Source organism: Wenjunlia tyrosinilytica (assembly GCF_014646055.1).
Lineage (GTDB): Bacteria > Actinomycetota > Actinomycetes > Streptomycetales > Streptomycetaceae > Wenjunlia > Wenjunlia tyrosinilytica.
Genome location: NZ_BMMS01000014.1, coordinates 139438 through 163892, shown reverse-complemented (window position 1 = coordinate 163892; position 24455 = coordinate 139438). Strand labels below are relative to the sequence as shown.

Here is a 24455-nt window from a genome sequence, read left to right as displayed (position 1 = left end):
CTCCGGGCACGCAGCCGCGTCCTGGCGAGGCGTCATGGATGCGCCGGCGTCATGAGAGCACGTCGACGTGACGAGAGCACGTCGGCGTCATCCGTCCGCGCCGGGCGTCATGGGCTCGCGGGACCTCCATGGGAGGCGACCCACACCGCGATCCGGGTGCGCGACCGCAGGCCGAGCTTGTCGCGGATCCGGTTCAGGTGCGCCGCCACGGTGCTGGTCGACAGCCGCAGCCGCCCGGCCACCTGGGCATTGGTCAGCCCCTCGGCCACCAGTGCGGCGACCTGCCACTCCCGCCCGGTGAGCGGGCAGTCCCGCCCCGCACCCGCTGGCTCCCCGTCGCCGTCCCCCAGCGCGTACGCCATCAGCCGGTCCCCCTCAAGCCTGCGCCCGGCGGCGGTCGCCGCCTGCGCCGCGGAGCGCCCCAGCCGGACACGGGCACGGCTCACGGCGGCGTCCACCTGCCGCTGCCACTGCTCCTCGGGCGGGACGTCGATCCGTGCACGGACCACGGCGGCGGCCGCGGCCAGGCGCAGGGCCCGGTCCATCCCGCCCCGCGCGGCCGCGACGATCGCGAGCCCCTCGATGGGATAGACCGCGTGGTAGCTGTCCGGGGGCGCCCGGTGGAGCACCTCCTCGAAGGCCTGCGACGCCGAGTCGAGATCGTCCGCGGCGAGCGCGAGCGCGCCCGCGGTGTGGAGGGCGGCGGCCTGATGACGCCAGTCGGCGAGCGTTCGCAGGACCGGCAGGCACTCGGCCATCAGACGCCGGGCCTCGGCCACCGCGCCGAGGTGCAGGAGCCCCCAGGCCAGTCGGTGGCCGGACACCGCGGTGGCCAGTGGCCTGCCGAGCCCCCGGGTGATGTCCAGGCACTCGCGGTACACCGACACCGCACCGGTGAAGTCCTGTCGGCACACCAGAGCGACGGCCAGCGAGTCCAGGGCGTCGGCGAGTTCGGCGGGACGGTCTCCGGCCCGCTCGGCAGCCACTGCCTCCTCGGCCAGCCGCAGCCCCTCCTCGTGGTCCGCCTGCATAGAGGCGGTCCGAGCGGCCAGGGCCACTGCCTCACTGCGGTAGCGGGACTTCGGCACTGTCCGCAGGGCGCCGGTGAGCAACTCGCGGCACGCCGTGAGCTGCTCCTGCCGCAGCCGCACCCTGGCCATCCCCAGCGCGAGCCGCAAATGCCGGTCACCGCCCCGGGAAGCCGAGCACTTCACGGCCGCCGCCAGGTTCTCCTGCTCGATGTCCAGGCGCCGGACCGCGTCCTCCGTGGGCACGGGCACGGACACGCGCTCCGTCAGCGTCGTCAGCCAGTCGAGGGCCCGCTCCCGGGTGGCATCGAGTTCACCGGCTGCCGCCAGCCGGTCGAGTCCGTAGGCCCGAATCGAGCTCAATTGCCGAAACCGCGCCTCGCCGTCATGACCGGCGACCCGTGCGACGAGTGATTTGGCCTCCAGGGAGCACACCAGTCCCAGTGCCGTGTCCGGCTCGACGGCGCCGACCGCTGCGGCGCCCTCGATGCCGAAGTCGCCCACCAGGAGCGAAACCCGCCGGAACAGGGCCTGTTCGACGGAGTCCAGCAAGGAGTAGCTCCACTCGGTGGCCGCCCGGAGTTCGCGGTGGCGGGACGGCCCGATGCGGCTGCCGTCCGTGAGCAGGGTCAGCTGGTTGTCCAGACCCGACAGGATGTCGCCGAGCGGAAGGGTGCCGACGCGGCGCGCCGCGAGTTCGATCGCCAGGGGCAGGCCGTCCAGTCGGCGGCAGATTCTCGCCACCGCGTCCGCGTTCTCGGGGCAGTCCGTGCTGAGCTCGAAACCGGGGTCGCGGGCCTTGGCTCGTTCCATGAACAGCCGGACGGCGTCGGAGCGCAGGATCTCGGCGACGCCGCCCGCGGTGTCGCGGGCGGGAAGCCCCAGTTCACCGACCCGGAAGAGCACTTCGCCGGGGACACGGAGCGATTCCCGGCTGGTGGCGAGGATGCGTAAGGACGGGCACAGGCGCAGCAGCCGTGCGGTCAGCTCGGCGCAGGGCTCGATCACGTGCTCGCAGTTGTCCAGGATGAGCAGCGACTCATCGCCGCTCAGGGCGCGTTGGAGCGATTCCATGACGGTGCGGTGTCCGCGCTCCCCCGCGCCGAGGACCGCGGCGGCGAATTGCGGGAGGAGTGCGCCGTCGCGCAGCGAGTCCAACTCCACCATGCGGACGCGGCGTTGGCGGCCGCCGCGTGAGGTGCCCGCCAGTTCGAGCGCCAGCCGTGTCTTGCCGGCCCCTCCCGGCCCGACGAGGGTGAGCAGGCGCGAGGACCGCAGCAGCGGCCGCAGCCGTGCCAACTCCCGTTTGCGTCCCACGAACCGGTCCAGGGGCGGCACAAGTCCCGCCGCTCCTGCCGCGGAGTCGGCAGAAGGCCCCGGCGACCGCTGATCCGCCGGAACCCGACGGGCCGCGGTGCGCTCGCGGAAGGCTCGCTGCCGACAGGCGTTGGAGCAGTATCTGGCGGGTCGGCCGCCTCGGGACCGCTCGCGCTGTCCTCCTCGCTCGTCGGCGGCCGTTCGGCCGCCGCACACCTCACACTTCCGCATCGTCGCTGCCACTCGCGGAAACCTCACTCGAAGTCGTAACCCTGCTGTGCGAGCCGCCCACCGTAGCGCCCGATCCTGTGCGGCCCGGACGCCACGGGAGAGCGGGCAGACCGGGGGCCGGATCACCGAGGGCGAGATCGACCCCGGCTTCGCCGTCTCGCACCGTCTGCCGCTGGACGAGGCACCCGCACGGCTACGAGGTCTTCAAGGGCAAGCGGGAGGAGTGCAGCACGGTGGTCCTGTCGGCCGCCTGACAGGCGGCCGTTCGAGCGGGCCTCGGCCTGTGGCGGCGGTTGGTCTCGCTTGACGTGTGCCGACGCCGGTCGATTGACTGTGAGGGCCCGGAGCGGGTCGTGTCCATGGACCGTTGGAGTCGAAGCGGTGGCTGTCAAGCAGGTCCCCACATCCCACAAGACCCTGACTGCGGCGGCCACATTCACGACCGTCGCGGTCCTCGGAGTCGCCTGGGCCGAGGCGGGGCCTGTCACCAAGGCATCGCACACGCACAGGTCCGCCGGAGCTCCGTCGGTCACCCTGCCGCCGCGGCACGCCCGTTTCGACTACCAGATCGGCGGTGCCTATCGTCCGCCCACCGGTGTGCGGATCGTCAGCCGCGACCGCGAGGCGGCGCCCGCGTCCGGTCTGTACAACATCTGCTACGTCAACGCGTTCCAGGTGCAGCCCGGTGAACGTCACAAATGGGCCCGTGACCTCCTGCTCAGGGACGCCGACGGCAAGCTGGTGATCGACGAGGACTGGAACGAGCCGCTGCTCGACATCAGGACCGCCGACAAGCGCCGACGGATCGCGAAGAAGGTCAACGGCTGGATCGACGGCTGCGCAGCCAAGGGCTTCGACGCCGTCGAACCCGACAACTACGACAGCTTCAGCCGCTCGAAGAAGCTGCTGAAGAAGGACGACGCCAAGCGGTACATCAAGCTTCTCGCCGACCACTCCCACGCCCGGCGCCTGGCCGTCGGCCAGAAGAACACCGTCGAACTCGCCCCGGCCGCCAAGGCCCTGGGCCTGGACTTCGCCGTGGCGGAGGAGTGCGGGCAGTACCGGGAGTGCGGTGACTACACCAAGTCGTTCGGCCGCCGCATCGTCGACATCGAGTACACCGACGCCGGGATGCGCCGGGCGTGCGACGGATGGGGCGACAAGGTGGGCATCGTCCGGCGCGACCGCGATGTCACCCCTGCCGGGAGCAGCAAGCACGTCTTCCGGACCTGCTGGACACCCTCCCGAGCAGCGGCAGCACGGGGCACGGGCCCTACACTCGCCGCACGACATGCAGGAGGTACTCCTTGCGGTCGAGGGGATTGTGGTCCGTGCGCGGCCGGGCCGGGACGGCGCCGGTGACCGGCTGGTAGTGGTCGAACGCCGACTCGAGGACTCCTTCTCCACTGGTCAGCGTCGGCAGCCGCTGCTCCAGCTCGTGCACCTGGGCGGCCGGGATGTCCCCCTCCAGCAGATACGAAGTCCCCCGCATCACCGGGTCCACTCGCGGAACGGCCCTCAGCCGTGCCAGGAGGGACAGGAGTGCCCCGAAGGAGTCGGCCGGGACCTCCAGGTGGAAGCGGTGCATCGGCTCGTGCACCACGGTGCCGGCCCGACGCAGCGCGCTGACGAGGACCAGCGGTGTCAGATTGCGGAAGTCCCCGGCGGTGCTCGACATGCTCTTGTCGAAGACGGCATGGGCATGACTCTGCCGCGGCGCGTAGCCGGAGTGCGTCATGGTGACCGTGCAGTCAGGCACCTGCCACCCGTGGATGCCCTGCCTCAGCGTTTCCATGACGGTTTCCTCGACGGCCTTGAAGAACGCGTAGGGCATCGAACCGAGTTCCACCCCGAGCCGGAACTCCACTCCGGAGCCGACCGGTGCCGGCTCGACGCGGAGGCCGACGGTCGCGAGGAAGGGATTGGGGTCCTTGTGGATGATCTCCGCGGCGGCGCCGGTACCGGTCAGCCGCTCGACGCAGATGGTCGTGGTCTCGCGGAAGGTGACATCGACACCGAATTCGTCCGCCAGCGTCGCCTCGATGACCTCCTTCTGCACCTCGCCGTAGAGCGAGACCGAGATCTCCTGCCGGACACGGTCCTGACGCAGATTGATCAGAGGGTCCTGCTCGGCGAGTTGGGTGAGGGCCGTGTGCAGCGCGCCCTTGTCCTCCGGACGGCGGGGCACGACCACCGTTTCCAGCGTCGGCGGCGGGAAGTGGCGGTGCTCCGGGCCCTTCGTCCAGGGGATGCCGACCGTGTCGCCGACGCGGATGTCGCCGAGGCCCCGGATCCGGGCGATCCGGCCCGCACTCACCGACGCGCTCCGGTCGGCCGAGCCCTCGTCGAACACGCTGATCGCGGTGACCTTGCCCTCCTGGCCCCCGACCTCCGGGTCCCTGCGCCCCTGGTCCTTGCGCCCCTGGTCCCGGCCGAACGGCAGTCGGTCGCGTGTGCGCACCGTTCCGGAGAACAGGCGCACATACGCGATCTTCTCCCCGGCGGGACCGCGCTCGATCTTGAACACGGTGCCCGAGACCGGCCCGTCGGCATCGCCTCGCGCCGAGGGCAGCAACTCCTTCAGGGCGGCGGTCAGCGCGTCGACGCCCGCACCCGTGATCGCCGAGCCGAAGAGGACCGGATGAACCAGCGCCTGCTGGGTCTGGGCCGCCAGTTCCCCGCGGAGCCGCGGGTAGGAGAGCGTGTTGTCGCCGTGGACGTACGCGGACAGGAAGGCGTCATTGTGGTCGGCGAGCAGTTCGACCAGCCGTGAGGTGAATCCGGTGTCGGCGGCGGTGTACGGCGTGCAGACAGCGGCGGGGGTCCCCTGACCGGCGACCGACCCCATCGGGACGACCGCGGGGGTCAGCTTCTCGGCGATCATCGTCAACACCCGTTCGGTGTCCGCGCCACGACGGTCGACCTTGTTCACGAAGACGATCGTGGGGATACGCAGCCGTTGCAGTGTCCGCATCAGCACCCGGGTCTGCGCCTGCACGCCCTCCACGGCGGAGACGACCAGCACCGCGCCGTCGAGCACGCCCAGCACCCGCTCCACCTCGGCGATGAAGTCCGGGTGCCCCGGGGTGTCGATCAGATTGACCGTCATGTCCTCGACGGAGAAGGACACGACGGCGGATTTGATGGTGATGCCGCGCTGTCGCTCCAGCGCCAGGGAATCGGTTTGAGTGCTGCCGTCATCGACGCTGCCGATCTCGTCGATGACACCGGCGGTGTGGAGCAGCCGCTCGGTCAGGCTGGTCTTACCGGCGTCGATGTGCGCCAGGATTCCAAGGTTCAGCGTGCTCTTCAAGCGTCATGTCCTCAAGGTGAGTGGAAATTCCTCGCGGGGTGGACATGAACGCTGCGCGCATGTGCTGTCTCCTTGGCCGGTCTGTTCGTCGTCCGGAAGTGCAGCAGGAAACCCCTCGGGTGGGCAACCGGTTTACGGGGCTGTCCGATGGCCCCGGCCGCTGACGTGGGGCGGAACGCGGACGCCGGCGGTCAGCGCCGGATCGGGCTCGGGGTCGTCCCACACCGTGCGCAGCGGGAGCACGCCGGCCCACAGCCCGAGTTGGGCGTCCGGCCCGTCACCGTCGTCCGGAGGACCCGAGCGGAGCTTGACCGAGGCCTCGTCCAAGGGCAGCGCCAGCACAGTGGTGGCCGCGAGTTCCTTGGCCGACGGCCTTCGGGCGTACTCCCATTGGCCCGGCGCGCAGTGCTCGGTGAGGACGCGCAGCCCGGTGAGAAGGCCGCGGCGGTCGGTGCGGTGGGTCAGCAGGCGGGGGACGCCGTAGACCATCGCACTGCGGTAGTTCACACCGTGCTCGAACACGGAGCGGGCCAGCACCAGGCCGTCGATGTGAGTCACCGTCACACACACCGTGCTCTCCGGGGCCCGCACCAGACTCCGGCTCGCCACCGAGCCGTGCAAGTAGAGCGTCCGGCTGACGAAGTCAACGCCGTACACGGTCGGTACCACCATCGGTGCGTTGTCGACAATGACGCCGAGATGGCAGACGAAGCCCGCGCGCAGGACCGCGTCGAGGTCTTCGCGCGAGGTGCTGCCCTGCTCGCGCAGGCGCCGGTGGCTGGTGCGGTCAGTGACACGCAGATCCTGCCGGACTTGCCGATTCAGTTCTTCATGGGCCATGGAACAACCGATTCACTTGCTTGACTACGACATCGCGACTATTTCAGTCGCCGAGGGTCGATGACAAGAGTGGTCACCGCAGGCAAGGGCGGTCGGAGCGCGTCATCGGCCGGACACGGAGGCGGGGCGGGAATGATTGACGGCGCTGACAGCAGGGCGCCGGACAGCGGAATTTTCTTTACCGTCACTTGACTGGTCGGCTTCCCTACTGGCCCGTAACTTGACATGAGCACCGCATTACGTGATCCGGGTCACATTCTGCCTGCCACTCTGATCTTCCCCTTGAGCCGCAAGGAGATCACCGAATGCTGCCCTGGACACGGCGCAACACCCACACGCCCTGGAGGCGCCTGCTCGCACTGCTGTCGGCATCGCTGCTCGCCGCGGGACTGAGCACCATGCCGACAGCCGCGCACGCGGCGACCGAAGGAACGGAGTCGACCTCCCGCGGGTGGAACGACTACTCGTGCAAGCCCTCGACCCGGCACCCCCGCCCGGTCGTCCTCGTACACGGCACCCTCGGCAACTCCGTCGACAACTGGCTGGGCCTGGCGCCCTACCTGGTCGCCCGGGGGTACTGCGTCTACTCACTCGACTACGGGCAACTGCCCGGCGTGCCGATCTTCCACGGCCTCGGCCCGATCGAGGAGTCGGCCAAGCAGCTGTCCACGTTCGTGGACCGGGTGCTCACCGCCACGGGCGTCGCCGAGACCGACATCGTCGGACACTCGCAGGGCGGCATGATGTCCCGTCAGTACATGAAGTTCCTCGGCGGGGCCGCGAAGGTGCACACCCTCGTCGGGATCGCCCCCGACAACCACGGCACCACCCTGCTCGGTCTCACCGCCCTCCTCGACCACTTCCCCGGAGCGGCGGACGCCGTCTCCGGACTCCCCCCCGGCCTGACGGACCAGGTCGCGGGCTCCGACTTCCTCAACCGCCTCAACGCCGGAGGGGACACCGTCCCCGGGGTGCACTACACGGTGATCGCCACCCGGTACGACGAGGTCGTCACCCCCTACCGGTCGCAGTTCCTGTCCGGCCCCGACGTGGACAATGTCCTCCTCCAGGACCTGTGCCCGGTCGACCTGTCCGAACACGTGGCGATCGGCACCATCGACCGCATCGCCTTCCACGAGACCGCGAACGCCCTCGACCCCGCCCACGCCACCCCGACCACCTGCGCCTCGGTCCTCAGCTGACGGCCGGCGAATGCCCAGTGCTTCACGATGGCAACCGTTCGAACCGCCGGGGACCGCTCGTCGCGGTCCCCGGTCCGGGGCGCATGACGAGAACCGCCCCCAGCGCGCAGCCCGCCAGCACTCCCACGCCGTGGTTGTTGGCGAGCAGGCACAGCACCGCACCCGCGGTGGGGATGAGCAGGACGAGGCGCCGCAGCGCGGGAATGCCGCCGGTGAGCGCGTACAGCGTGGCCATGGCGCCGACGAGCCCGCATATCGCGACCGAGTCGCCCGCACCGCGCGGACTCCAGCCGACCGCGCTCACGACATTGGCGGCCGGCCCGCTCGCGACGTACACGAGGAGCCGGCGCGCCGGACCGAGGAGCCACTCGGCCACCGGGGCGACGGCGATGAGGGCCGCCAGATTGAAGAGGGTCTGGAACCCGCCGGAGGACTGCACCAGAGTTGCGGTCAGCAGCCGCCACCAGGGGGCGCCGGGAGCGGGCTCGAGGTGGTCGACGAGGGCGGGGAAGACGGACTGCGCGACCGCCGCCGCGGCCATGAGGGACACCATGGCCACCGAGACCACGGGGGCGGGCTCGCGCCTGACGGCCCGCAGGATCGCCCGCCCGCCGCCGTCGTCCGACGGCGGGACGGCGAGTGCCCGCAGGAGTTGAGTCCCCGGCACGACAACGGCTGCCGAGCAGCCGTAGAGGATCCCCGTGTGCATGTCCATGATCACAGCTTGCCGCGAGCGGACCGGCGGCCTACAGGGACCCCTGTCGCGAGCTCGGAGCCTCGGACGCACGCCGGCGACTACGGTGAACGCATGACCGAGACATGGAGGCCGACCGACGCCGGTGTCCTCCGGCTGCCTTCCGGGCGACTGGTCCGCGGCAGAGGGCTCCGCCGCCCCCTTCCCCCCGGGCCGACACCCGACTACGCCGTCCATCTGCTCGGCCGTCGGCCTCCCGACGTGCCATGGGACGCCAAATGGCTGCGCTGGCCCGACTTCTGGCTGCCCAGCAGTCGCTCGCAGGCCCGGTTGGTCCTCGGCGGAGCATGGGAGCGCGCGGCCACCGAACGCGTCGAGATCGCCTGCGGCGGCGGGCGGGGACGAACCGGCACGGCGCTTGCCTGCCTCGCCGTCCTCGACGGGGTGCCGGCCGAAGAGGCGGTGGCCTTCGTGCGCCGCGAGTACGACGCACACGCCGTCGAAACCCCCTGGCAGCGGCGCTATGTCCGCCACTTCGCGGACTGACCGCCTCCGCCGACCCTCCGCTTGGGCGGCCCGGACCTCGCCCGACCCGCGTGTGGCGGCCTACGGCGTGTCGCGGACTTCGCGTATCGCGCGCATCGCGCGGGACCACAGCGGCCAGGCGTCACGGAGGTACAGGGCGAAGGGGATCCACCAGATCAGGTCATTGGTGACCAGGATGATCCCCGAGGCGAACGGCCACTGGTCCGTGGTCCAGAGCCACAGCCACCCGAGCGGACCGAGGACCTTGCCCATCAGGCCCACGGCAGCGGCGAGGAAGCCGTGCTCGGGGCGCAGCGCGACGTCGAGGTACAGCACTCCGTAGAGGCCCAGGACCATACCGAGGGTCATAAAGATCTGCGGATGGTTCTGGGGGGACATGCCGGCGAAGCGGAACACCCACTGCGGGTCGATGGCGGCGTAGCAGCCCCATACGAGGTTGTAGACGCCCGCAGCGAGGAACACGGCCCGGTGCTGGCGTCGACGCTTGATCGGCACGGTGCGAGCGTATCGGCCGTGCTAGCGTCCCACGGCATGGGGGAATCACGCGTGGTCGTCGTTGGGGGAACCGGCTTCTACGGGCGGTACGTTGTGGCCGACCTGCTGCGTCGGCCGCGGGTGCGGGTGACGGTCGTCGCCCGGCACGCTCCCCCGAGGAACGCGTTCCCGGCCGACCGTGTCGACTGGGCGATCGCCGACCGCGGCGACGTCATCGAACTGTCCCGCATCGTCGAGGACTCCGCGGCCGGCAGGACGGCGGCCGTGGTCCATTGCGCGGGCCCCTTCCAGTCGATCGACAGGGCCGACAGCGACCCCCTGGGTCCGCTGCGTGCCGCACTCGCCGCAGGGGTTCCGTACATCGACATCTGCGAGGACCGGGCATTCCGCCGCAACGCCGTGGCCCTGGCGGAGTCGGCGAAGGCACCGGTCCTGACCGGGGCTTCCGTCGTACCCGGTATGCAGGCGCTGCTCGTCGCCGACCTCGCGCGCGGTCTGGACGGCGTGCACTCCATACGGTGTGCGGCCGCCCCCGACACCCGGCGGCATCGGGGACCCGCGATGTTCGAGGCCATGCTCCACGGTGCGGGGCTGCGCTTCACCGCGCCCCGCGCCGGTGTGCCGACGGTGGTGCACGGCTGGTCGGAGCCGGAGTGGGTGACCTTCCCGCCTCCCATCGGCAGGCGGCTGGTGCACCAGGTGTACGAGATGGCCGACCTGGACGTGCTGCCCGAGCTGTTCCGAGCGGCAACGGTCAGCTTCAAGGCGGGCAGCGAGTTCACCGTGCTCAACCGCGCCCTGGGCGCCTTCGCGGCGGTTCGCGCACGCACCGGCCTGCCGCGTCACGCGCATCACTGGACTCCGGTGGTACGAGGGGCGTCCTGGCTCGCGGGACGGGCCGGTGACGAGGCGGGCGGATTCATGGTGTCGGTGACGGGCGAACGCGGCGGCCGGACCGTGACCCGGAGCGTGGGTATGACCGCCCTGGAGCACGGCGGCCGTATCCCGTCGCTGCTGGCCGGCATCGCGGTGGAACGGCTGCTCGCGGGCGGGCTCGACGGGTCCGGGGTCGTTCCCCTGGACTCCTGGCTGTCGCCCGCCGAGCTCCACACGGCCCTCGTCGAGCGCGGTGTACGGCTGTGGCGCGGCTCGGACGAGGGGTGAGCGACCAACGGTGACCCCGTCCGCGCCGCTGTGCGGCATGGACGGTCGTCCGCTGGGTACTCATTCGTCTCCCTCCGCATGGACCGGCTGCAAGGACCGGCTGCAAGGCCCCGTCCGCAACGACCGCCCCCAGCGACGTTCTCCGGAAGGAGACGCAGCCATGCAGGTGACTGACATCAAGCCCGCTATCACACTGGCGAAGGTCGCGACCCGGGTCGGCCGACGCCGAAGGACTTCCCACCGGCTCCGCAGGGGACTGCTGAGCGGAGCGGCCGCCGGGGCCGTCGGCACCACGGCGCTCGACGTGGTCACCTATCTCGACATGGTGACGCGAGGCCGACCGACCAGTAGCACGCCGGAGGACTCGATAGAGGCCCTGTCGAGGACGTCGCACATTCCCGTACCGGGTGACGACGCGACGCGAGCGAACCGCGTCGCGGGCCTCGGCGCCCTGACAGGGCTGTTCGCGGGAGTGGGTGTGGGAGCCGTGCTCGGTCTGACGCAGTCCGCCGGCTGGCGTCCCCGCCGGTTCATGCTGGGTCTGGCCGCCACAGCCCTGGTTCTCGCCGCGGGAAACGGCCCGATGACCGTGCTGGGAGTGACAGACCCCAAAACCTGGTCGGCCACGGACTGGGTGAGCGACCTGGTGCCCCACGCGGCCTACGGCGTCACCACTGCCTGGGTTCTTCAGGAGCTCGCGGAACGCTGACACCCGGCCGGGACGGAGCGGACAGCCCTTGCCGCATCGCTCATCCCTCTTCTTCGTCCTCCACACGCTCGTGCCGCAGCAGGACTGGCACAACCAGCCACAGCCCCGCGAAGACCGCCCCCGTTCCGGCTGCCGCCGTGAATCCCGCTGCGCGGCCGAGGACGAAGTCGATGATGAGCAGGACGGAAGCGGTCAGCGCCAGCGCGAGCACGAGCAGTCCCCAGCCGGCGAAGCGCGCGGACACCTCGACCACCCGCCGTTTGACCCGGAGGCGGAAGAGCACGCGATGCAGCGCCGCCGGTGCGGTGAACAAAGCCGCGGCCACGACGGCGAGCAACAACGAGGCCACGTAGGTCGCCCGCTGGAAGTCGTCGAGCCGCGTGAAGCGTTGCGTGAACGCCAAGCCCAGGAGGAACGCGAAGAGGATCTGTACGCCTGTCTGCGTCACCCGCAGTTCCTGCAGGAGCTCCGCAAAGTTGCGATCGTCCCGTTCGAGAGGAGTCTCGTGCCGTCCAGTGTCTGTCATGCAGCACGTTTTGCCGCCTACCGGGGCTTTACGCCATGCGGCGCGTGGGTGTCGGATGATCCGGCGGCGGTCCTGTCGATGTTCTCCTCCACCCACACGCGCAGCTGACGCAGCGGTAGGGCAGCGCCCTGGCCCAGCGGGGTGAGGGCGTACTCGACGTGCAGGGGCACGGCGGGGTGGATGGTGCGGTCGACGAGTCCGGCGTCCTCCAGACGCCGCAGCGTCTGAGTGAGCACCTTGGGACTGACGCCCTCCAGGGTTCGCCGCACCTCTCCGAAGCGCCGCGGACCCTCCTCCAGCGCTCCGATGGCCAGGGCCGCCCATTTGTTCGCGAGCAGGTCGAGCATGGAGCGGCAGGGGCACTGGGCCGAGTAGACATCGTGGCCGGCATGTCGGCCGTTGGTGCAGACGGTGCTCATCGGCGCGCCCCTCAACAGGAAACTTCCCATTGGGAAGTAGGATCCCTTGATGGTAACTACCACCCCCCGGGTACGGTCAACGCCACCTGAGCGAAAGGCCGGACAACGGCCTTTTCCGACACTCATCCCAGGGAGACGACTCATGTCCGCATCCTCGATGCGCGCGGTGGTGCAGCACGGCTTCGGCGGCCCGGAAGTCCTTCGGGTGGAGGAGGTGGCTCGGCCCGAGCCACTGCCGACAGAGGTCCTGGTACGGGTGCACGCCGCCGGGATCAACCCGGTCGACTGGAAGACCCGAACCGGCGGGGGCATGGCCGGGGTGCTCGGCGATCCGCCGTTCATCCTGGGCTGGGACGTCTCCGGAGTGGTGGAGGAGACCGGATTCGGGGTGACCACGCTCGAGCCGGGTGACGAGGTGTACGGGATGCCGTGGTTCCCGCGCGCACCCGGCGGCTACGCCGAGTATGCCACCGCGCCGTCGCGGCAGTTCGCCCGCAAGCCGGCGAGCCTGAGCCACGAGGAGGCCGCCGCCGTTCCGCTGGCGGCCCTCACCGCCTGGCAGGCCCTGGTGGACACCGCCGACGTCCGGCCCGGCCAGCGCGTGCTGATCCACGCGGCCGCGGGTGGTGTGGGCCACTTCGCGGTCCAGTTCGCCAAGCACTTGGGCGCCCATGTCATCGGCACCGCCCGCGGCTCCCGGCACGACTGGCTCACCGGACTCGGCGCCGACGAGGTCGTCGACCACACCGCCGTCCGCTTCGAGGACGCCGTCAAGGAGATCGACGTCGTGCTCGACCTGGTCGGCGAGGAGCACGACAACACCAGCACACGCTCGCTGAACGTCCTGCGCCCCGGCGGCCTGATCATCCCGGTCCCCTCCGGCGTCTCTCCCGAACTGCTGGAGGCCGCCCGGGCCCGGGGGGTGCGCTCCACCGCCTTCCTGGTCGAGCCCGACGCTCCCGCTCTGACCCGTATCGCCGGGCTCATCGACTCCGGCGAGGTGCGGGTGGAGGTCGAGGAGGTCTTCCCGCTGGAGCAGGCCGCGCAGGCCCACACCCGCGGCGAGAAGGGCCGCACCCGCGGCAAGCTCGTCCTGCGCGTCACCTCCTGATCCACCGGTGTGCCCCGAGTGCGCCCGCGGGAAGGGGGTAGACATTTGGGCTGTATAGGAATACAAGGGTGAAAGAGCTCTTGGGACGTACAACCCCTTCCGGAGGTGGAGTGATGACCACCCACACGCCCATCGAGCAGCACCCCGATCTCGCCGAGATGCGCTCCCGCTTCGAACGAGTGACGGCGACACCCACCGCACAGGCCGTTGAGGCCATGGCACTGCTCACCGGCCTGTACCTGGCGGCTTCACCATGGGTGGTCGGCTTCAACGGCCTGTCCACGCTGACGGTGAACAACCTGATCGTCGGCGTGGCATACGCACTGATCATGTCGGGTCTGATCTCCGCGTACGACCGCACTCACGCCATGGCGTGGGCGGCCACGGCGATGGGGACCTGGACGATCGTGGCCCCGTGGGTGGTGGCGGGCAATGTCGACACCACCCGGACCATCGTCAACAACTGCGTCGTCGGCGCGGTGGCCTGCCTGCTCGGGCTCGCCATGGCGGGCATGAGGGACCGCCGCCGCGACCGCGTGGCGCCCGGCCCGGCCTCGAGGACAGCCCCCTTGAGCGGCTGAGCACCGCGAATCGCCCCCAAGGCCCTGGCCGCGCCGGGACATGCTCCTCGACGCCGGCCAGGGCCCGCTTTTCCTCGCCCGTGCAACGAGTCTGTTCACGCCACCGTCAAAGCGGCGGTCAGCACTCCCCCGACCAATAAGCAGATCATAGGTACATTCCGAAGTCACTTGACCACTTTGAGTCGCCATCCCTAACGTAGCGCTTGCTACGTTTCTTCGGCAGTCGCCGAAAGCCCTGATTCGCGAGGCTGCGTCCGCCTCGGGTGACCTCACCTGCCCAAACGGCAGGTGACCATCAGCCCCCCGGTGTTCGACACCACTGCGGCCCAACTGCCGCTTTCCAAGGGCTCTCCCGAACGGAAATCCATCGGATGACAGCTCACCGCATTCTTTCCTGGACGCCCGCGGCCATCGTCTTCGACTGCGACGGCACCCTCATGGACACCGAACGCCACTGGCAGGACGCACGGGACCTCGTGTTACGCGAGTACGGTTTCGCGCCCGCCCCCGGATTCGCCGAGCGGGCCAAGGGCCTGCACTACACCGAGTGCGGCCGCCTCATGGCCGATGAGGCGGGGCGCCCGGACCTCACAGCAGAGATGACCGGGCTTCTCCTCGAGCACTTCCGGGACCGGGTCGCCGACAATCCCGTGACCATGCCGGGCGCCCGTGAACTCGTCCTGGCCGGCGCCAAGTTCGCGCCTTTGGCCGTCGCCAGCAACTGCCCCAAGGAGGTGGTGGAGGACTGCCTCGAAAGGGCGGCCCTGCTCGACTCCTTCGCCCATATCGCGGTACCGGACTCCGAGACCCGGCCGAAGCCGCACCCGGACGTCTACCTCACCGCCGCCCGGCACTGCGGCGCCGACCCCGCCGACACGCTCGCCGTCGAGGACTCCTACTGCGGCATCCAGTCGGCCGCACGGGCGGGCATGCGTGTCATGGGCGTCGGCCCCCGTCCCGCTGAGCGGGAGCTCGGACTGGTCGATCTGTGGGTCCGCACCCTGGACCAGCCGGACGTGCGCAGATGGGCGGGTGACCGGGTGCCCCGCCAGACACCGCGCTGCGCCGACCCGGACGAGGTGACCGGCGACCTGACTCACCCCGCGAAGGGATAGGTCGCGCCGCGACCGCGCTCGCGCGGGCTTCGCGCGCTCCGGTGGCTGCCGGGGTGCCTCAGGTGACTCAGGTGTCTCAGGTGGCTCAGGCGTCTCGGGTGCCTTCGGTCTGCTACGGCCAGACCTCGATGCCGCCACCGCGCCACTCGATGAGTTCGGGGTCGGACAGGTCGGCGTCCGCCGTCCCGGCGCGGCGTGGGAACTCGGCGAGGTCCGCCGGGCGGTGCGCCCGGCCCGCGTCCTCTCCGCGAACGAATCACGCGTCGAGCTCCGCCAGCGACGGATGGACGACGACGGGTGGCCGGTCGTGCTCGTCCGTGCATCCAGAGTGCGGCCCGTCACCGGTGGCGCACCCCATGACGACGGGCCGTTCACGGGGTGGAGCCGGGGCCGATGCTTGTGGTGACCTCGTCGGCCCCGGCGTGCCCGGTCTCACCTCCTCCTCCCGGTTCCTCCTCCCGGTCGGGCGGTCCCGGTCGAGCGGTCCCGGTCAGGACCTGCCGGTCCGGACCTGGCAGTCAGGACGCTCGGTCAGGACGTGCCCGTCAGGACGTACCCCTGTCCGGCATCGCGGTGGACACCTCGAACCAGACGACCTTGCCCATGGCCGTGCGGCCGCAGCCCCAGCGGCGGGAGAGCAGGTCGACCATGTGCAGCCCGCGCCCCCCTTCGTCCTCGTGGGGGTCGGCGCGGCACATCAGCGGCAGGGCGGGGTGGGTGTCCTCGATCTCGCACCGCAGTGTGCCGCGGCGCGCGGACAGAGTCAGACGCAGGGGTCCCTCCGTGTGGCGCACAGCGTTCGTGACCAGTTCGCTGATGAGGAGCTCGGTGACCTCGCCCTGCTCGTCGAGTCCCCAGTCGGCAAGTCGGCCGCGTGCGAGACGCCGTGCCCTCGGTACCGACGACGGCTCCGGCGGGAGCAGCCAGAAACACGTGTGCTCCGACGCGCTTCGGCCCGACGACCCGGCGAGAAGCCGGCGTGCCGCCTGAAGGCTCTGCAGGGCACGCTTGCGGCTGATCGCCCGGACGGCGGGAGGGGCGGCCGGGGTCGGCAGCGTCAGCCGCGGTCCCGGCGCGCGCGGCAGGCTCTGCGTGACCGGCAGAGCCATGTACGGCCTCATGCGATCCGTCCGTAGCAGGAGCGGGGGACACCGCTTCCGTCCGGCATGAGCTCACCGGTGTCCTCGAAGATCACCACCCCATTGCAGAGCAGGCCCCAGCCCTGCTCGGGGTGGAAGGCCACGAGGTGGGCGGCGTCGTGGTCCGGGGCATCCGCGAGGGGACACGGAGGCTGGTGATCACACATGTCTCGTACCTTCGATCCTCACCGGTTTCGGCGGCTTCGTCCGACCTGATCAGCATGTGCCGCACCTCGCGGGGTGGGGACGGGAGATATCCCCGCATGAGTACCTGTCCTGGGTGAATAGGTACCCCCGGACGTTTGGGGACCCGAGGCGGATGGGAAAGCGGCTTCGGCCCGGACGATCGGGCCGCGCGGAGGCGCGTCCTCATCGTCGGCGCGTTGCCGGACTCGCGAAATACCTGGTCAGCGGGTCCATGGGAGGGCTTGTCCCCATCGGCGGCGCAGGGGCACTACTGCAGGGCGTAGGAGCCGACCGCGTCGAGCGGCAGCTTCGCTCCCCGGCGGAACGCGGAGGCGAACGCACGCCCGCCCAGGTCCGCCTCCAGCCGGGCGACGGTCTCCTTGTGCCCGGGAGCCAGATGCCGGAACCCCGACGGCGAGATGCCGATGGAGCCCCACATCTCCTCGGCCGCGCCCAGCAGCTCGGCACCACGTTTGCCCTGGTCGTCCGACGCGGCGGTCCAGGCCAGCACTTCCAGGCACAGGGCGGTGCCCCAGCCGTCGTGCATCGCCAGTCTGGTCCGCAGGGCGTCCCGCAGCAGTTCGGCCGCGTGCCGCGGTTCGCCCTGCCGCCAGACATGCAGGCCCAGGGCCCACAGCGCGTACGAGCGCGACCAGTGGGCCTGCGCGCCCTCGCACAGGGTGAGGCACTCCTCACCGATGGCCGCCGCCCGGGGATCGCCGCGCAGCGCGCACGCCATGGTCAGCTGGTAGAGGGCAGCCATCATGGCGTTGCGGTCGTTCGCGGCGCGGTAGCCCTCCACCGCCTCCTGCAGGAGTCCGATCGCCGAGTCGAAGTCTCCCTGGTAGAGCGCGAGCGCCCCCCGGTACTGCGTCACCCGCAGCAGGGTGGGGGGATGACCGAGTTCCAGAGCGAGCCGACGGCACTGCTCGATCAGCCTCGTGGCGGAGTCCGAGTCTCCCTGGAGGAGTGCGAGCCAGCAGTCCACCCACAGCGCGTTGGCCCGGGCGATTCCCGCCTCGGGCGCGAGCGCCAGCGCCTGTTCCAGCCAGTGGCGTCCCTCGCTGAGCGATCCACCGCACAGCCAGTGGGGCCACAGGGCCGCGGCCATGGCCAGCCCGGTCCGGGCCTCCCCCGGCTCGGTCGCGCAGAAGTCGAGGGCGGTGCGGATGTTCGCGTGCTCGATCTGCAGCCAGCCCAGCCACTCCTCCTGGCGGGGGCTCATCCACTCGGCCTCCGCCTGGTCGACGATCTGCCGGTACCGGTCGCGGTGGCGCCGCTGGAACGCCGTTCTGTCTCCCGTGGCCTCCAGCCGCTCCCTGCCGTACTGCCGGATGGTGTCCAGCAGCCGGTAGCGCACCCTGCCCCCCTGCTCCTCCCTCAACAGGATCGATTTGTCGACCAGCCCGGCCACCAGCTCGAGGACGTCCTCGCCCGCGATGTCCCCGTCGGCGCACACGGCCTCGACCGCGTCCAGGTCGCAGCCGCCGGCGAAGACCGACACCCGGGCCCACAGGGCCTGCTCGCCCGGTGAGCACAGGTCGTAGCTCCAGTCGATCGAAGCCCGCAGCGTCTCGTGCCGGGTCAGCGTGGTTGTACCCGCCCCGGTCAACAGCTCGAAGCGTTCGTCGAGCCGGTCCAGGATCTCCTCCAGCGGGAGCGAGGCGAGCCGCGCCGCCGCCAGTTCGATGGCCAGGGGGATCCCGTCCAGGCGTCCGCACAGCCGGACCACGGCTTCACGGTTGCCGGCGTCGAGCGTGAAACCGGGCCACACCGCGGCGGCGCGTTCGCAGAACAGCCTGACCGCCTCGTAGCGGTCCAGGGAGCCGGTGCCACGCGCCCGTTTCAGGTCCGGCACGGACAGGGTGGGAACGGTGAGGACCGACTCCCCGTACACGCCCAGCGGCTGGCGGCTGGTCGCAAGGATGCGCACCCCCGGAGCCGCTTGCAGCAGGTGCTCGGCGAGCTCCGCGCATCCGGGGAGCACGTGCTCGCAGTTGTCCAGGACGAGGAGCAACCGCGAGCCGTGCAGACGGTCGCAGAGCAGTTCTTCGGGGGGCCGGGCGGCCTGGTCCCGCAACCCGAGCGCCGCGGCCACTGTCTGCGGGAGCAGTCCCTCGTCCTCCAGGGCCGCGAGCTCCACCAGCGGCACACCGTCGGGATACGCGTGGGACACGTCGTCGGCGACCTGCAGCGCCAGCCGGGTCTTGCCCACACCGGCGACCCCGGCGAGCGTGAGCAGCCGAGTGCCTCGTAGCAGCCGCTTGGCCTGGGAGACCTCCCGTCGGCGGCCGACGAACGCGGACTCACCGACAGGGGCATTCCTACGAATAAACGGCGCATATGCCGCCATAACAGACTCACACTATGGTGGCACCGGACAGTGGTCAAACGATCGCCGCGCCGACCGGGTGCACCGCGGTCGGCGCGGGCATAGGCTGTTTCTCGTCGGCCCAGCCCCAGCCAGCGCATGGTGACCCGCCGGCGAGGCCGACGCGAGGCACTGATGAGTGCGGTTGCACAGAACACCTCGAAGCGGCAGCGGATGGGCAGGCTGCCCACCGAGGTGACCAGTTTCGTAGGACGTCGGCACGAGGTGGCCGAGGTCAAGAAACTGCTGTCCGCATCACGCATGGTGACACTGACCGGCGTCGGAGGGGTCGGCAAGACCCGGCTCGCCTCTCGAGTGGCGGCCGATGTGCGCCGGGCCTTCCTCGACGGCGTATGGATGGTCGAGCTGGCCGCGCTGGAGGACCCCGACCTGCTCGTCCAGACCGTCACCGAGTCCCTGGAGGTCCGCGACTACTCCTCCCGGCCGGCGATGGAGGTCCTGACCGAGTATCTGCGGGACAAGCAGGTCCTGCTGATCCTCGACAACTGCGAGCACCTCCTCCACGAGTGCGCCACGGTGGCGGAGGCGCTGCTGCGCTCCACCCCGGATCTGAGGATCCTCGCCACGAGCCGCCAGCCGCTGGACATCACCGGTGAGCAGACCCTGGCCGTGCCCACGCTGTCCCTGCCGGACTCGGACGTCCCGCGGCCCAGCGCCACATCGCTGGCCCAGAGCGACGCGGTGAGGCTGTTCACCGAGCGGGCGGGCGCGATCCTGCCGGGATTCGCCGTCACCGAGACGAACCGAAACGTCGTGGAGAGGATCTGCCGGCGGCTGGACGGCATCCCGCTCGGCATCGAACTGGCCGCGGTACGGCTGAGGGTCCTCTCCCCCGAGCAGCTGCTCGCCCGGCTCGACGACCAGTTCCGGCTGCTCACCTCCGGGTCGCGGACCGTGCTGCCCCGCCACCAGACCCTTCGCGCGCTGATCGACTGGAGCCATGTCCTGTGCACGGAGCACGAACAGCTGCTGTGGGCGCGAACCTCCGTGTTCAGCGGCGGGCTCGACCTGGAGGCGGCGGAGGCGGTCTGCGCCGGGGACGGCATCGAACGCGACGAGGTCCTGGACCTGGTCAGCGGACTGGTGGACAAGTCGGTGCTGCTCCGCGAGGAGCAGTCGTGCGCGGTGCGCTACCGGCTGCTGGAGACGATCCGCCAGTACGGCAGGGAACAGCTGGCCGCCTCCGGCCAGGAGTCCACGCTGCAACGGCGGCACCGCGACTACTACCAGGGCCTCGCGGCCACCGCCAATGCCGAGCTGTTCGGCCCCTCTCAGGTGGGCTGGTTCACCCGGCTCCAGCAGGAGCACGCGAACATCCGCACCGCCCTGGATTACTGCTTCACGGAACCCGGGGAGACCAGGGCGGGTCTGAGCATGTCCTCCGACCTGCTGTACCACTGGATCACCAGCTACTACCTCGGGGAGGGACGCCGCTGGCTGGATCGCGGTCTCGCCGCCGACACGACCGCGAGCGCGGACCGGGCCCGGGCGCTGTGGGCCAACAGCTGGCTGGCCATCATCCAGGCCGACATCACCTCGGCCGCGGCCATGCTGGAGGAGTGCCGCGCCATGGCCGAGCAGCTGGACGCCGAGCCCGCGCGGGCCTACGTCGCCCTCTACTCCGGAATGGTCGCCATGTGCCGGGGAGAGACCGACTCGGCGATCAAGCTGTACGAGGAGGCCGCCTCCCGCCACCGCACCAACGGCGACCCGGTCGGGCACGCCTCCGCCCTCATCAGGCTGTGCCTCGCGCACTCCTTCCTCGGGGACTCCGCCCGCGCCATCGCGATCGGTGAGGAGTGCCTGACGGTCTGCGACGCCCATGGAGAGGGGTGGCACAAGGCGTACACGATGATGGCGCTCGGCGTGGAGGTCTGGCGGCAGGGTGACACCGCTCGTGCGACCGCGCTGGAGAAGGAGAGCCTGCACTTCAACCGCTCGCTCAACGACCCCCTGGGCGTCGGGGTCAATCTGGAGGTCCTGGCCTGGATCGCCTCCACCGAGGGCGACCACCGAAGGGCGGCCACCCTGCTGGGCATCCTGCGGACGGTCTGGGAAGCGATCGGCGCGCCCCTGTCGGGTTACGGGCACCTCGTCCGCTACCACGACGCGTGCGAGGCGCAGACCCGCAAGGCGCTGAGCGAGTCGGCCTTCCGTACCGCCTTCAAGGAGGGCACCCGGCTGTCCTACCAGGAGGCGCTCGCGTACGGGCTCCAGGAACGCATGCCGCAGGAAGAGCTCGCGGAGGGAGCCGGCCGGCCCTCGCCGCTGACCCGCCGGGAGACCGAGATCGCGGGCCTTGTCGCCGAAGGTCTGAGCAACAAGGAGATCGCGGCTGCCCTCGTGATCGCCCAGCGCACCGCGGAGGGGCACATCGAGCACATCCTCAGCAAGCTCGGCTGCTCCTCCCGGGCGCAGATCGCGGTCTGGGTCGCGGAAAGGAACCGCTCCTCCGCGGGGGACGAGGACGGCGCTTCCCGCGGCCCGCGCTGATCCGAGTGCGCGACCGGTACGAGCCGTACGAAGATGGGCGGAAACGTCTCGCACCGCCGCAAGAGAGTCGCCACCCGCAAGAGAGCCGCCACCATGAGCGCACCTGACGTGAACGGCACGTTCGAACCGGCTTGGGGGCCGGCACCGCCGGGAGAACTGCTCGATCTCCTCCGCGTGGCGGCGGTCGTCGTGGACACCAAGGGCCGGATCGCCTTGTGGAGTCCTGGAGCCGAGGAGCTTTTCGGATACACCGCCGAGGAGGCACTGGGCCAGTACGCGGGCGAACTCGTCCTCACACCGGAGGGCCGCGCACGTGCGATCGAACTGTTCAAGGGAGTGCGGACGGGCAGGTCATGGGCGGGGGTGTTCCCGATCCGCCACAAGGACGGCTCCGTGCGGCAGGTGGAGTTCCGGACCATGCGCCTGCGCGACCAGTCGGGAAACATCCTGGCCCTGGGGCTGGCCGCCGACCGCTCCACCCTGCACGACGTGGAGACGAGACTCGCGGTGTCGGACTACCTGGTCGAACAGGCCCCGGTGGGCATGGCCTTCTTCAACACCGACCTGCGGTGCATGCGCGCCAATCAGGCCATGGACGGCATCGTCGGCATGCCGCCGCAGGCCTATGTCGGACTGCCGATGGGGACGGTGCCCGGACTGGACGTCGGGGAGATCTCGGCCGCCATGCGGCGGGTACTGGTGACCGGTGAGCCGCTCGTCGACGTGCAGGGCTCGGGCAGCACACCGGCCGACCCCGGCAACGAGCACGTCTGGTCGGTGTCGTACTACCGGCTTCAAGAACCGAGCGGCCGAGTCCTCGGTGTCGCCGACTGGGTCGTCGACATCACCGACCGCCACCGTGCCGCGGTGGAGGCGGCGCAGGCCCGAGAGCGCCTGGCGCTCGTCGCGGACGCCAGTGCCCGGGTCGGCACCGCCCTGGATCTGCGGCGCACGGCCGAGGAACTGGCGGAGGTGACCGTGCCCCGGCTCGGCGACATGGCGGCGGTGGACGTCCTGGACTCCGTGCTTGTCGGGGAGATCAGCCCGCACTCCACGGCGGACGGTCCCGCGGCTTTCCGGGCGCTGGCCAGGAAGGCGACCGGGGACACACTCGAGGCCGTCCGCGACGCGGACCCGGTCGGCGCGCTCACGCAGTACGGTCCGGAACGGCTGATCACCCAGAGTGTGAGGCAGGCCCGGCCGATCCTCGTCCCGCGGGTCACCGACGCCTGGCTTCCCCGGATCGCCGGGAACGAGCAGGCCGCGCGGGTGCTGCGCGGTGCCGGGCTCCACTCCTGCATGGCGCTGCCGCTGATCGCCCGCGGGAACGTCCTGGGCGCGCTCAGCCTGTTCCGCACCGGGACCCCTCGGCCGTTCGACGAGCAGGACCTCTTGCTCGCCGGGGAACTCGCGGCCCGCGCGGCGGTGGGCATCGACAACGCCCGCCTGTACGCCCGTGAACGCGAGACCGCCCTCACCCTCCAGCGCAGCCTGCTCCCGGCCCCGCCACCGGAACTGCACGGCATGGAGATCGCCTCGCGCTACCGCCCCGCCGCGTCCGCGGCCGAGGTCGGCGGCGACTGGTTCGACGTGCTGCCGCTCAAGGGAGGCAGGGTGGGGCTGGTCATCGGGGATGTGATGGGCAGCGGTGTAAGGGCCGCGGCGATCATGGGGCAACTGCGGACGACGATTCGCGCCTTCGCGACCCTCGACCTGCCCCCTGCCCCGCTCCTGGGACATCTGGACGCGCTCGCGGAGACGCTGGGCGACTCGTTCGCCACCTGCACCTACGCCGTGTTCGACCCTCGGACCCGTGAGTGCGAATTCGCCACGGCGGGCCACCTTCCCCCGGCGATCGTCCACTCGGACGGCCGGGCGGAACTGCTGGCGCTCCCGCCCGCCGCCCCACTCGGAGTCGGCGGCGTGCCGTTCACCAGCGTGACCAGCGTGCTTCCCGAGGGGGCCTTGATCGCCCTGTACACGGACGGACTCGTCGAGCGCCGCCACGAGTCCATCGACACCGGTCTCGAAGCCCTGCTCTCCCTGCTGGAAGGGCCCGCACGCCCCCTCGAGGCCATGTGCGACAGCATCCTGGACACACTGCACCACAGCACCGAGGACGACGTGGCCCTTCTCCTGGCCCGGACGACGACGGCTGGTCCGCCGGACGCCGCGGCCACCGATCGCGTGACTCAGTAGAACCCGCAGAATCCGCGCCCAAGCGAATCAGCGCAGTCGGATCAGCGCAGTCGGATCAGCGCCGTCGGATCAGCGCCGTCGAATCAGCGCACTCGTTCCTCGGCTTCCTCGTCCTGGTCGTCCTCCTCCGGCAGGTGGACGTCGTCGACGGCGACATTGACCTCGACGACTTCCAGTGAGGTCATGCGCTCGAGGGCGGAGATGACTTCGGCGCGCACCTCGCCCGAGACGTCCTCGATGGAGGAGCCGTACTCGACGACGAGGTCGAGGTCGACGGCCGCCTGGCGCTCTCCGACCTCCACCTTCACCCCGCGAGTGACACTGGGACGTCCACCGGGGACCCGCTCGCGCATGGCCCCGATCGTGCGGGACATCCCGGCTCCCAGGGCGTGGACGCCGGTCACCTCGCGGGCGGCGACCCCGGCGATCTTCTCGACCACACCGTCGGCGATGCTGGTCCGCCCCCGGCTCTCGGGTGCGGCACCTGCGCTCTTGCGGCTCTGCAGTGCCTTGTCGGTCTCACTGGGCTCGGCCTTCGCCCCGGCAGGGCGGCTCATGGTGTCCGTCATGAGGGGATCTCCTTGAGGACCGCACGGACGCCCCTGCGGCGTCCGTGACTTGTTCGGACCCCCGGGTACCCCAATCCTCCCACTTATGGCGTAATTCGCATGAAATATTTCCAAGTGAACAGACATCCCGAAGGACCCGCGGTGGTGACGGTTGCCGGACCACAGGGAGCTCGGCTCGTACAGGGC

At 70.7% G+C, this 24455-nt stretch carries 21 protein-coding genes; 10 read left to right on the top strand and 11 right to left on the bottom strand.

The features are described from left to right. Positions 1–107 precede the first annotated feature (107 nt). Positions 108–2366 (bottom strand): ATP-binding protein, encoded by a 2259-nt coding sequence (locus IEY86_RS17670; RefSeq protein WP_229698521.1) that lies wholly within the window; start codon positions 2364–2366, stop codon positions 108–110. Between the two features lie 591 nt (positions 2367–2957). Between IEY86_RS17670 and IEY86_RS17665 the strand changes: the two genes are divergently transcribed. Further along, positions 2958–3938 carry an endo alpha-1,4 polygalactosaminidase gene (locus IEY86_RS17665; RefSeq protein WP_229698520.1) on the top strand — a complete coding sequence of 327 codons (981 nt, stop codon included), beginning with the start codon at positions 2958–2960 and terminating at the stop codon, positions 3936–3938. Here IEY86_RS17665 and IEY86_RS17660 read toward each other — a convergent pair. Further along, positions 3850–5889, bottom strand: coding sequence for an elongation factor G (locus IEY86_RS17660; RefSeq protein WP_189132672.1), 2040 nt, complete (start codon positions 5887–5889; stop codon positions 3850–3852). The genes IEY86_RS17665 and IEY86_RS17660 overlap by 89 nt on opposite strands. Positions 5890–6021: 132 nt before the next feature. Further along, positions 6022–6729 (bottom strand): pyridoxamine 5'-phosphate oxidase family protein, encoded by a 708-nt coding sequence (locus IEY86_RS17655; protein ID WP_189132671.1) that lies wholly within the window; start codon positions 6727–6729, stop codon positions 6022–6024. A 305-nt stretch (positions 6730–7034) separates the two neighbouring features. On the opposite strand from IEY86_RS17655, the gene IEY86_RS17650 reads away from it, so the two are divergent. Further along, positions 7035–7931: an esterase/lipase family protein gene (locus IEY86_RS17650; RefSeq protein ID WP_189132670.1), complete on the top strand. Its 897-nt coding sequence runs from the start codon at positions 7035–7037 to the stop codon at positions 7929–7931. A 22-nt stretch (positions 7932–7953) separates the two neighbouring features. Here IEY86_RS17650 and IEY86_RS17645 read toward each other — a convergent pair whose 3' ends face one another. Then, positions 7954–8646, bottom strand: a complete 693-nt coding sequence (locus IEY86_RS17645; protein ID WP_189132669.1) for a rhomboid family intramembrane serine protease — start codon at positions 8644–8646, stop codon at positions 7954–7956. 93 nt (positions 8647–8739) lie between these two features. Between IEY86_RS17645 and IEY86_RS17640 the strand changes: the two genes are divergently transcribed. After that, positions 8740–9171 carry a phosphatase domain-containing protein gene (locus tag IEY86_RS17640; protein ID WP_189132668.1) on the top strand — a complete coding sequence of 144 codons (432 nt, stop codon included), beginning with the start codon at positions 8740–8742 and terminating at the stop codon, positions 9169–9171. A gap of 60 nt (positions 9172–9231) precedes the next feature. On the opposite strand, the gene IEY86_RS17635 is transcribed toward IEY86_RS17640, so the two are convergent. Continuing rightward, on the bottom strand, positions 9232–9666 hold the full coding sequence (locus IEY86_RS17635) for a hypothetical protein (protein WP_229698519.1): 435 nt from the start codon (positions 9664–9666) through the stop codon (positions 9232–9234). 36 nt (positions 9667–9702) lie between these two features. Here IEY86_RS17635 and IEY86_RS17630 point away from each other — a divergent pair, with 36 nt between their 5' ends. Both IEY86_RS17630 and IEY86_RS17625 read left to right on the top strand, forming a co-directional pair. Then, the gene (locus IEY86_RS17630) at positions 9703–10830 is read left to right on the top strand and encodes a saccharopine dehydrogenase family protein (RefSeq protein ID WP_189132667.1); all 1128 of its coding nucleotides are present in this window, start codon (positions 9703–9705) and stop codon (positions 10828–10830) included. Between the two features lie 160 nt (positions 10831–10990). Further along, a complete protein-coding gene (locus tag IEY86_RS17625) occupies positions 10991–11539 on the top strand; it encodes a hypothetical protein (RefSeq protein WP_229698518.1) in 549 nt (182 codons plus the stop codon). A 40-nt stretch (positions 11540–11579) separates the two neighbouring features. Here IEY86_RS17625 and IEY86_RS17620 read toward each other — a convergent pair whose 3' ends face one another. Beyond that, positions 11580–12065, bottom strand: coding sequence for a DUF6328 family protein (locus IEY86_RS17620; RefSeq protein ID WP_189132666.1), 486 nt, complete (start codon positions 12063–12065; stop codon positions 11580–11582). A 17-nt stretch (positions 12066–12082) separates the two neighbouring features. Then, the gene (locus IEY86_RS17615) at positions 12083–12484 is read right to left on the bottom strand and encodes a winged helix-turn-helix transcriptional regulator (protein WP_189132665.1); all 402 of its coding nucleotides are present in this window, start codon (positions 12482–12484) and stop codon (positions 12083–12085) included. Between the two features lie 142 nt (positions 12485–12626). On the opposite strand from IEY86_RS17615, the gene IEY86_RS17610 reads away from it, so the two are divergent. The 3 genes from IEY86_RS17610 to IEY86_RS17600 all read left to right on the top strand — a co-directional run bounded on the left by IEY86_RS17610 (position 12627) and on the right by IEY86_RS17600 (position 15291). After that, positions 12627–13595: an NADP-dependent oxidoreductase gene (locus IEY86_RS17610; RefSeq protein ID WP_189132664.1), complete on the top strand. Its 969-nt coding sequence runs from the start codon at positions 12627–12629 to the stop codon at positions 13593–13595. Positions 13596–13708: 113 nt separating this feature from the next. Then, the gene (locus tag IEY86_RS17605) at positions 13709–14176 is read left to right on the top strand and encodes an SPW repeat protein (RefSeq protein ID WP_189132663.1); all 468 of its coding nucleotides are present in this window, start codon (positions 13709–13711) and stop codon (positions 14174–14176) included. Between the two features lie 371 nt (positions 14177–14547). Further along, a complete protein-coding gene (locus IEY86_RS17600) occupies positions 14548–15291 on the top strand; it encodes an HAD family hydrolase (protein ID WP_189132662.1) in 744 nt (247 codons plus the stop codon). 545 nt (positions 15292–15836) lie between these two features. Here IEY86_RS17600 and IEY86_RS17595 read toward each other — a convergent pair. From IEY86_RS17595 to IEY86_RS17585, 3 genes are all read right to left on the bottom strand, one after another. Beyond that, on the bottom strand, positions 15837–16400 hold the full coding sequence (locus tag IEY86_RS17595) for an ATP-binding protein (RefSeq protein ID WP_189132661.1): 564 nt from the start codon (positions 16398–16400) through the stop codon (positions 15837–15839). An 8-nt stretch (positions 16401–16408) separates the two neighbouring features. Then, the gene (locus tag IEY86_RS17590) at positions 16409–16597 is read right to left on the bottom strand and encodes a DUF5999 family protein (protein WP_189132660.1); all 189 of its coding nucleotides are present in this window, start codon (positions 16595–16597) and stop codon (positions 16409–16411) included. 287 nt (positions 16598–16884) lie between these two features. Continuing rightward, on the bottom strand, positions 16885–18969 hold the full coding sequence (locus tag IEY86_RS17585; protein ID WP_189132659.1) for an ATP-binding protein: 2085 nt from the start codon (positions 18967–18969) through the stop codon (positions 16885–16887). 153 nt (positions 18970–19122) lie between these two features. On the opposite strand from IEY86_RS17585, the gene IEY86_RS17580 reads away from it, so the two are divergent. Further along, positions 19123–21501: an ATP-binding protein gene (locus tag IEY86_RS17580; protein WP_189132658.1), complete on the top strand. Its 2379-nt coding sequence runs from the start codon at positions 19123–19125 to the stop codon at positions 21499–21501. Between the two features lie 93 nt (positions 21502–21594). After that, the gene (locus IEY86_RS17575) at positions 21595–23700 is read left to right on the top strand and encodes a SpoIIE family protein phosphatase (protein ID WP_189132657.1); all 2106 of its coding nucleotides are present in this window, start codon (positions 21595–21597) and stop codon (positions 23698–23700) included. 83 nt (positions 23701–23783) lie between these two features. Here the strand turns inward: IEY86_RS17575 and IEY86_RS17570 are convergent, their stop codons facing one another. After that, positions 23784–24269, bottom strand: coding sequence for an Asp23/Gls24 family envelope stress response protein (locus IEY86_RS17570; protein ID WP_189132656.1), 486 nt, complete (start codon positions 24267–24269; stop codon positions 23784–23786). Between the last annotated feature and the right edge of the window lie 186 nt (positions 24270–24455).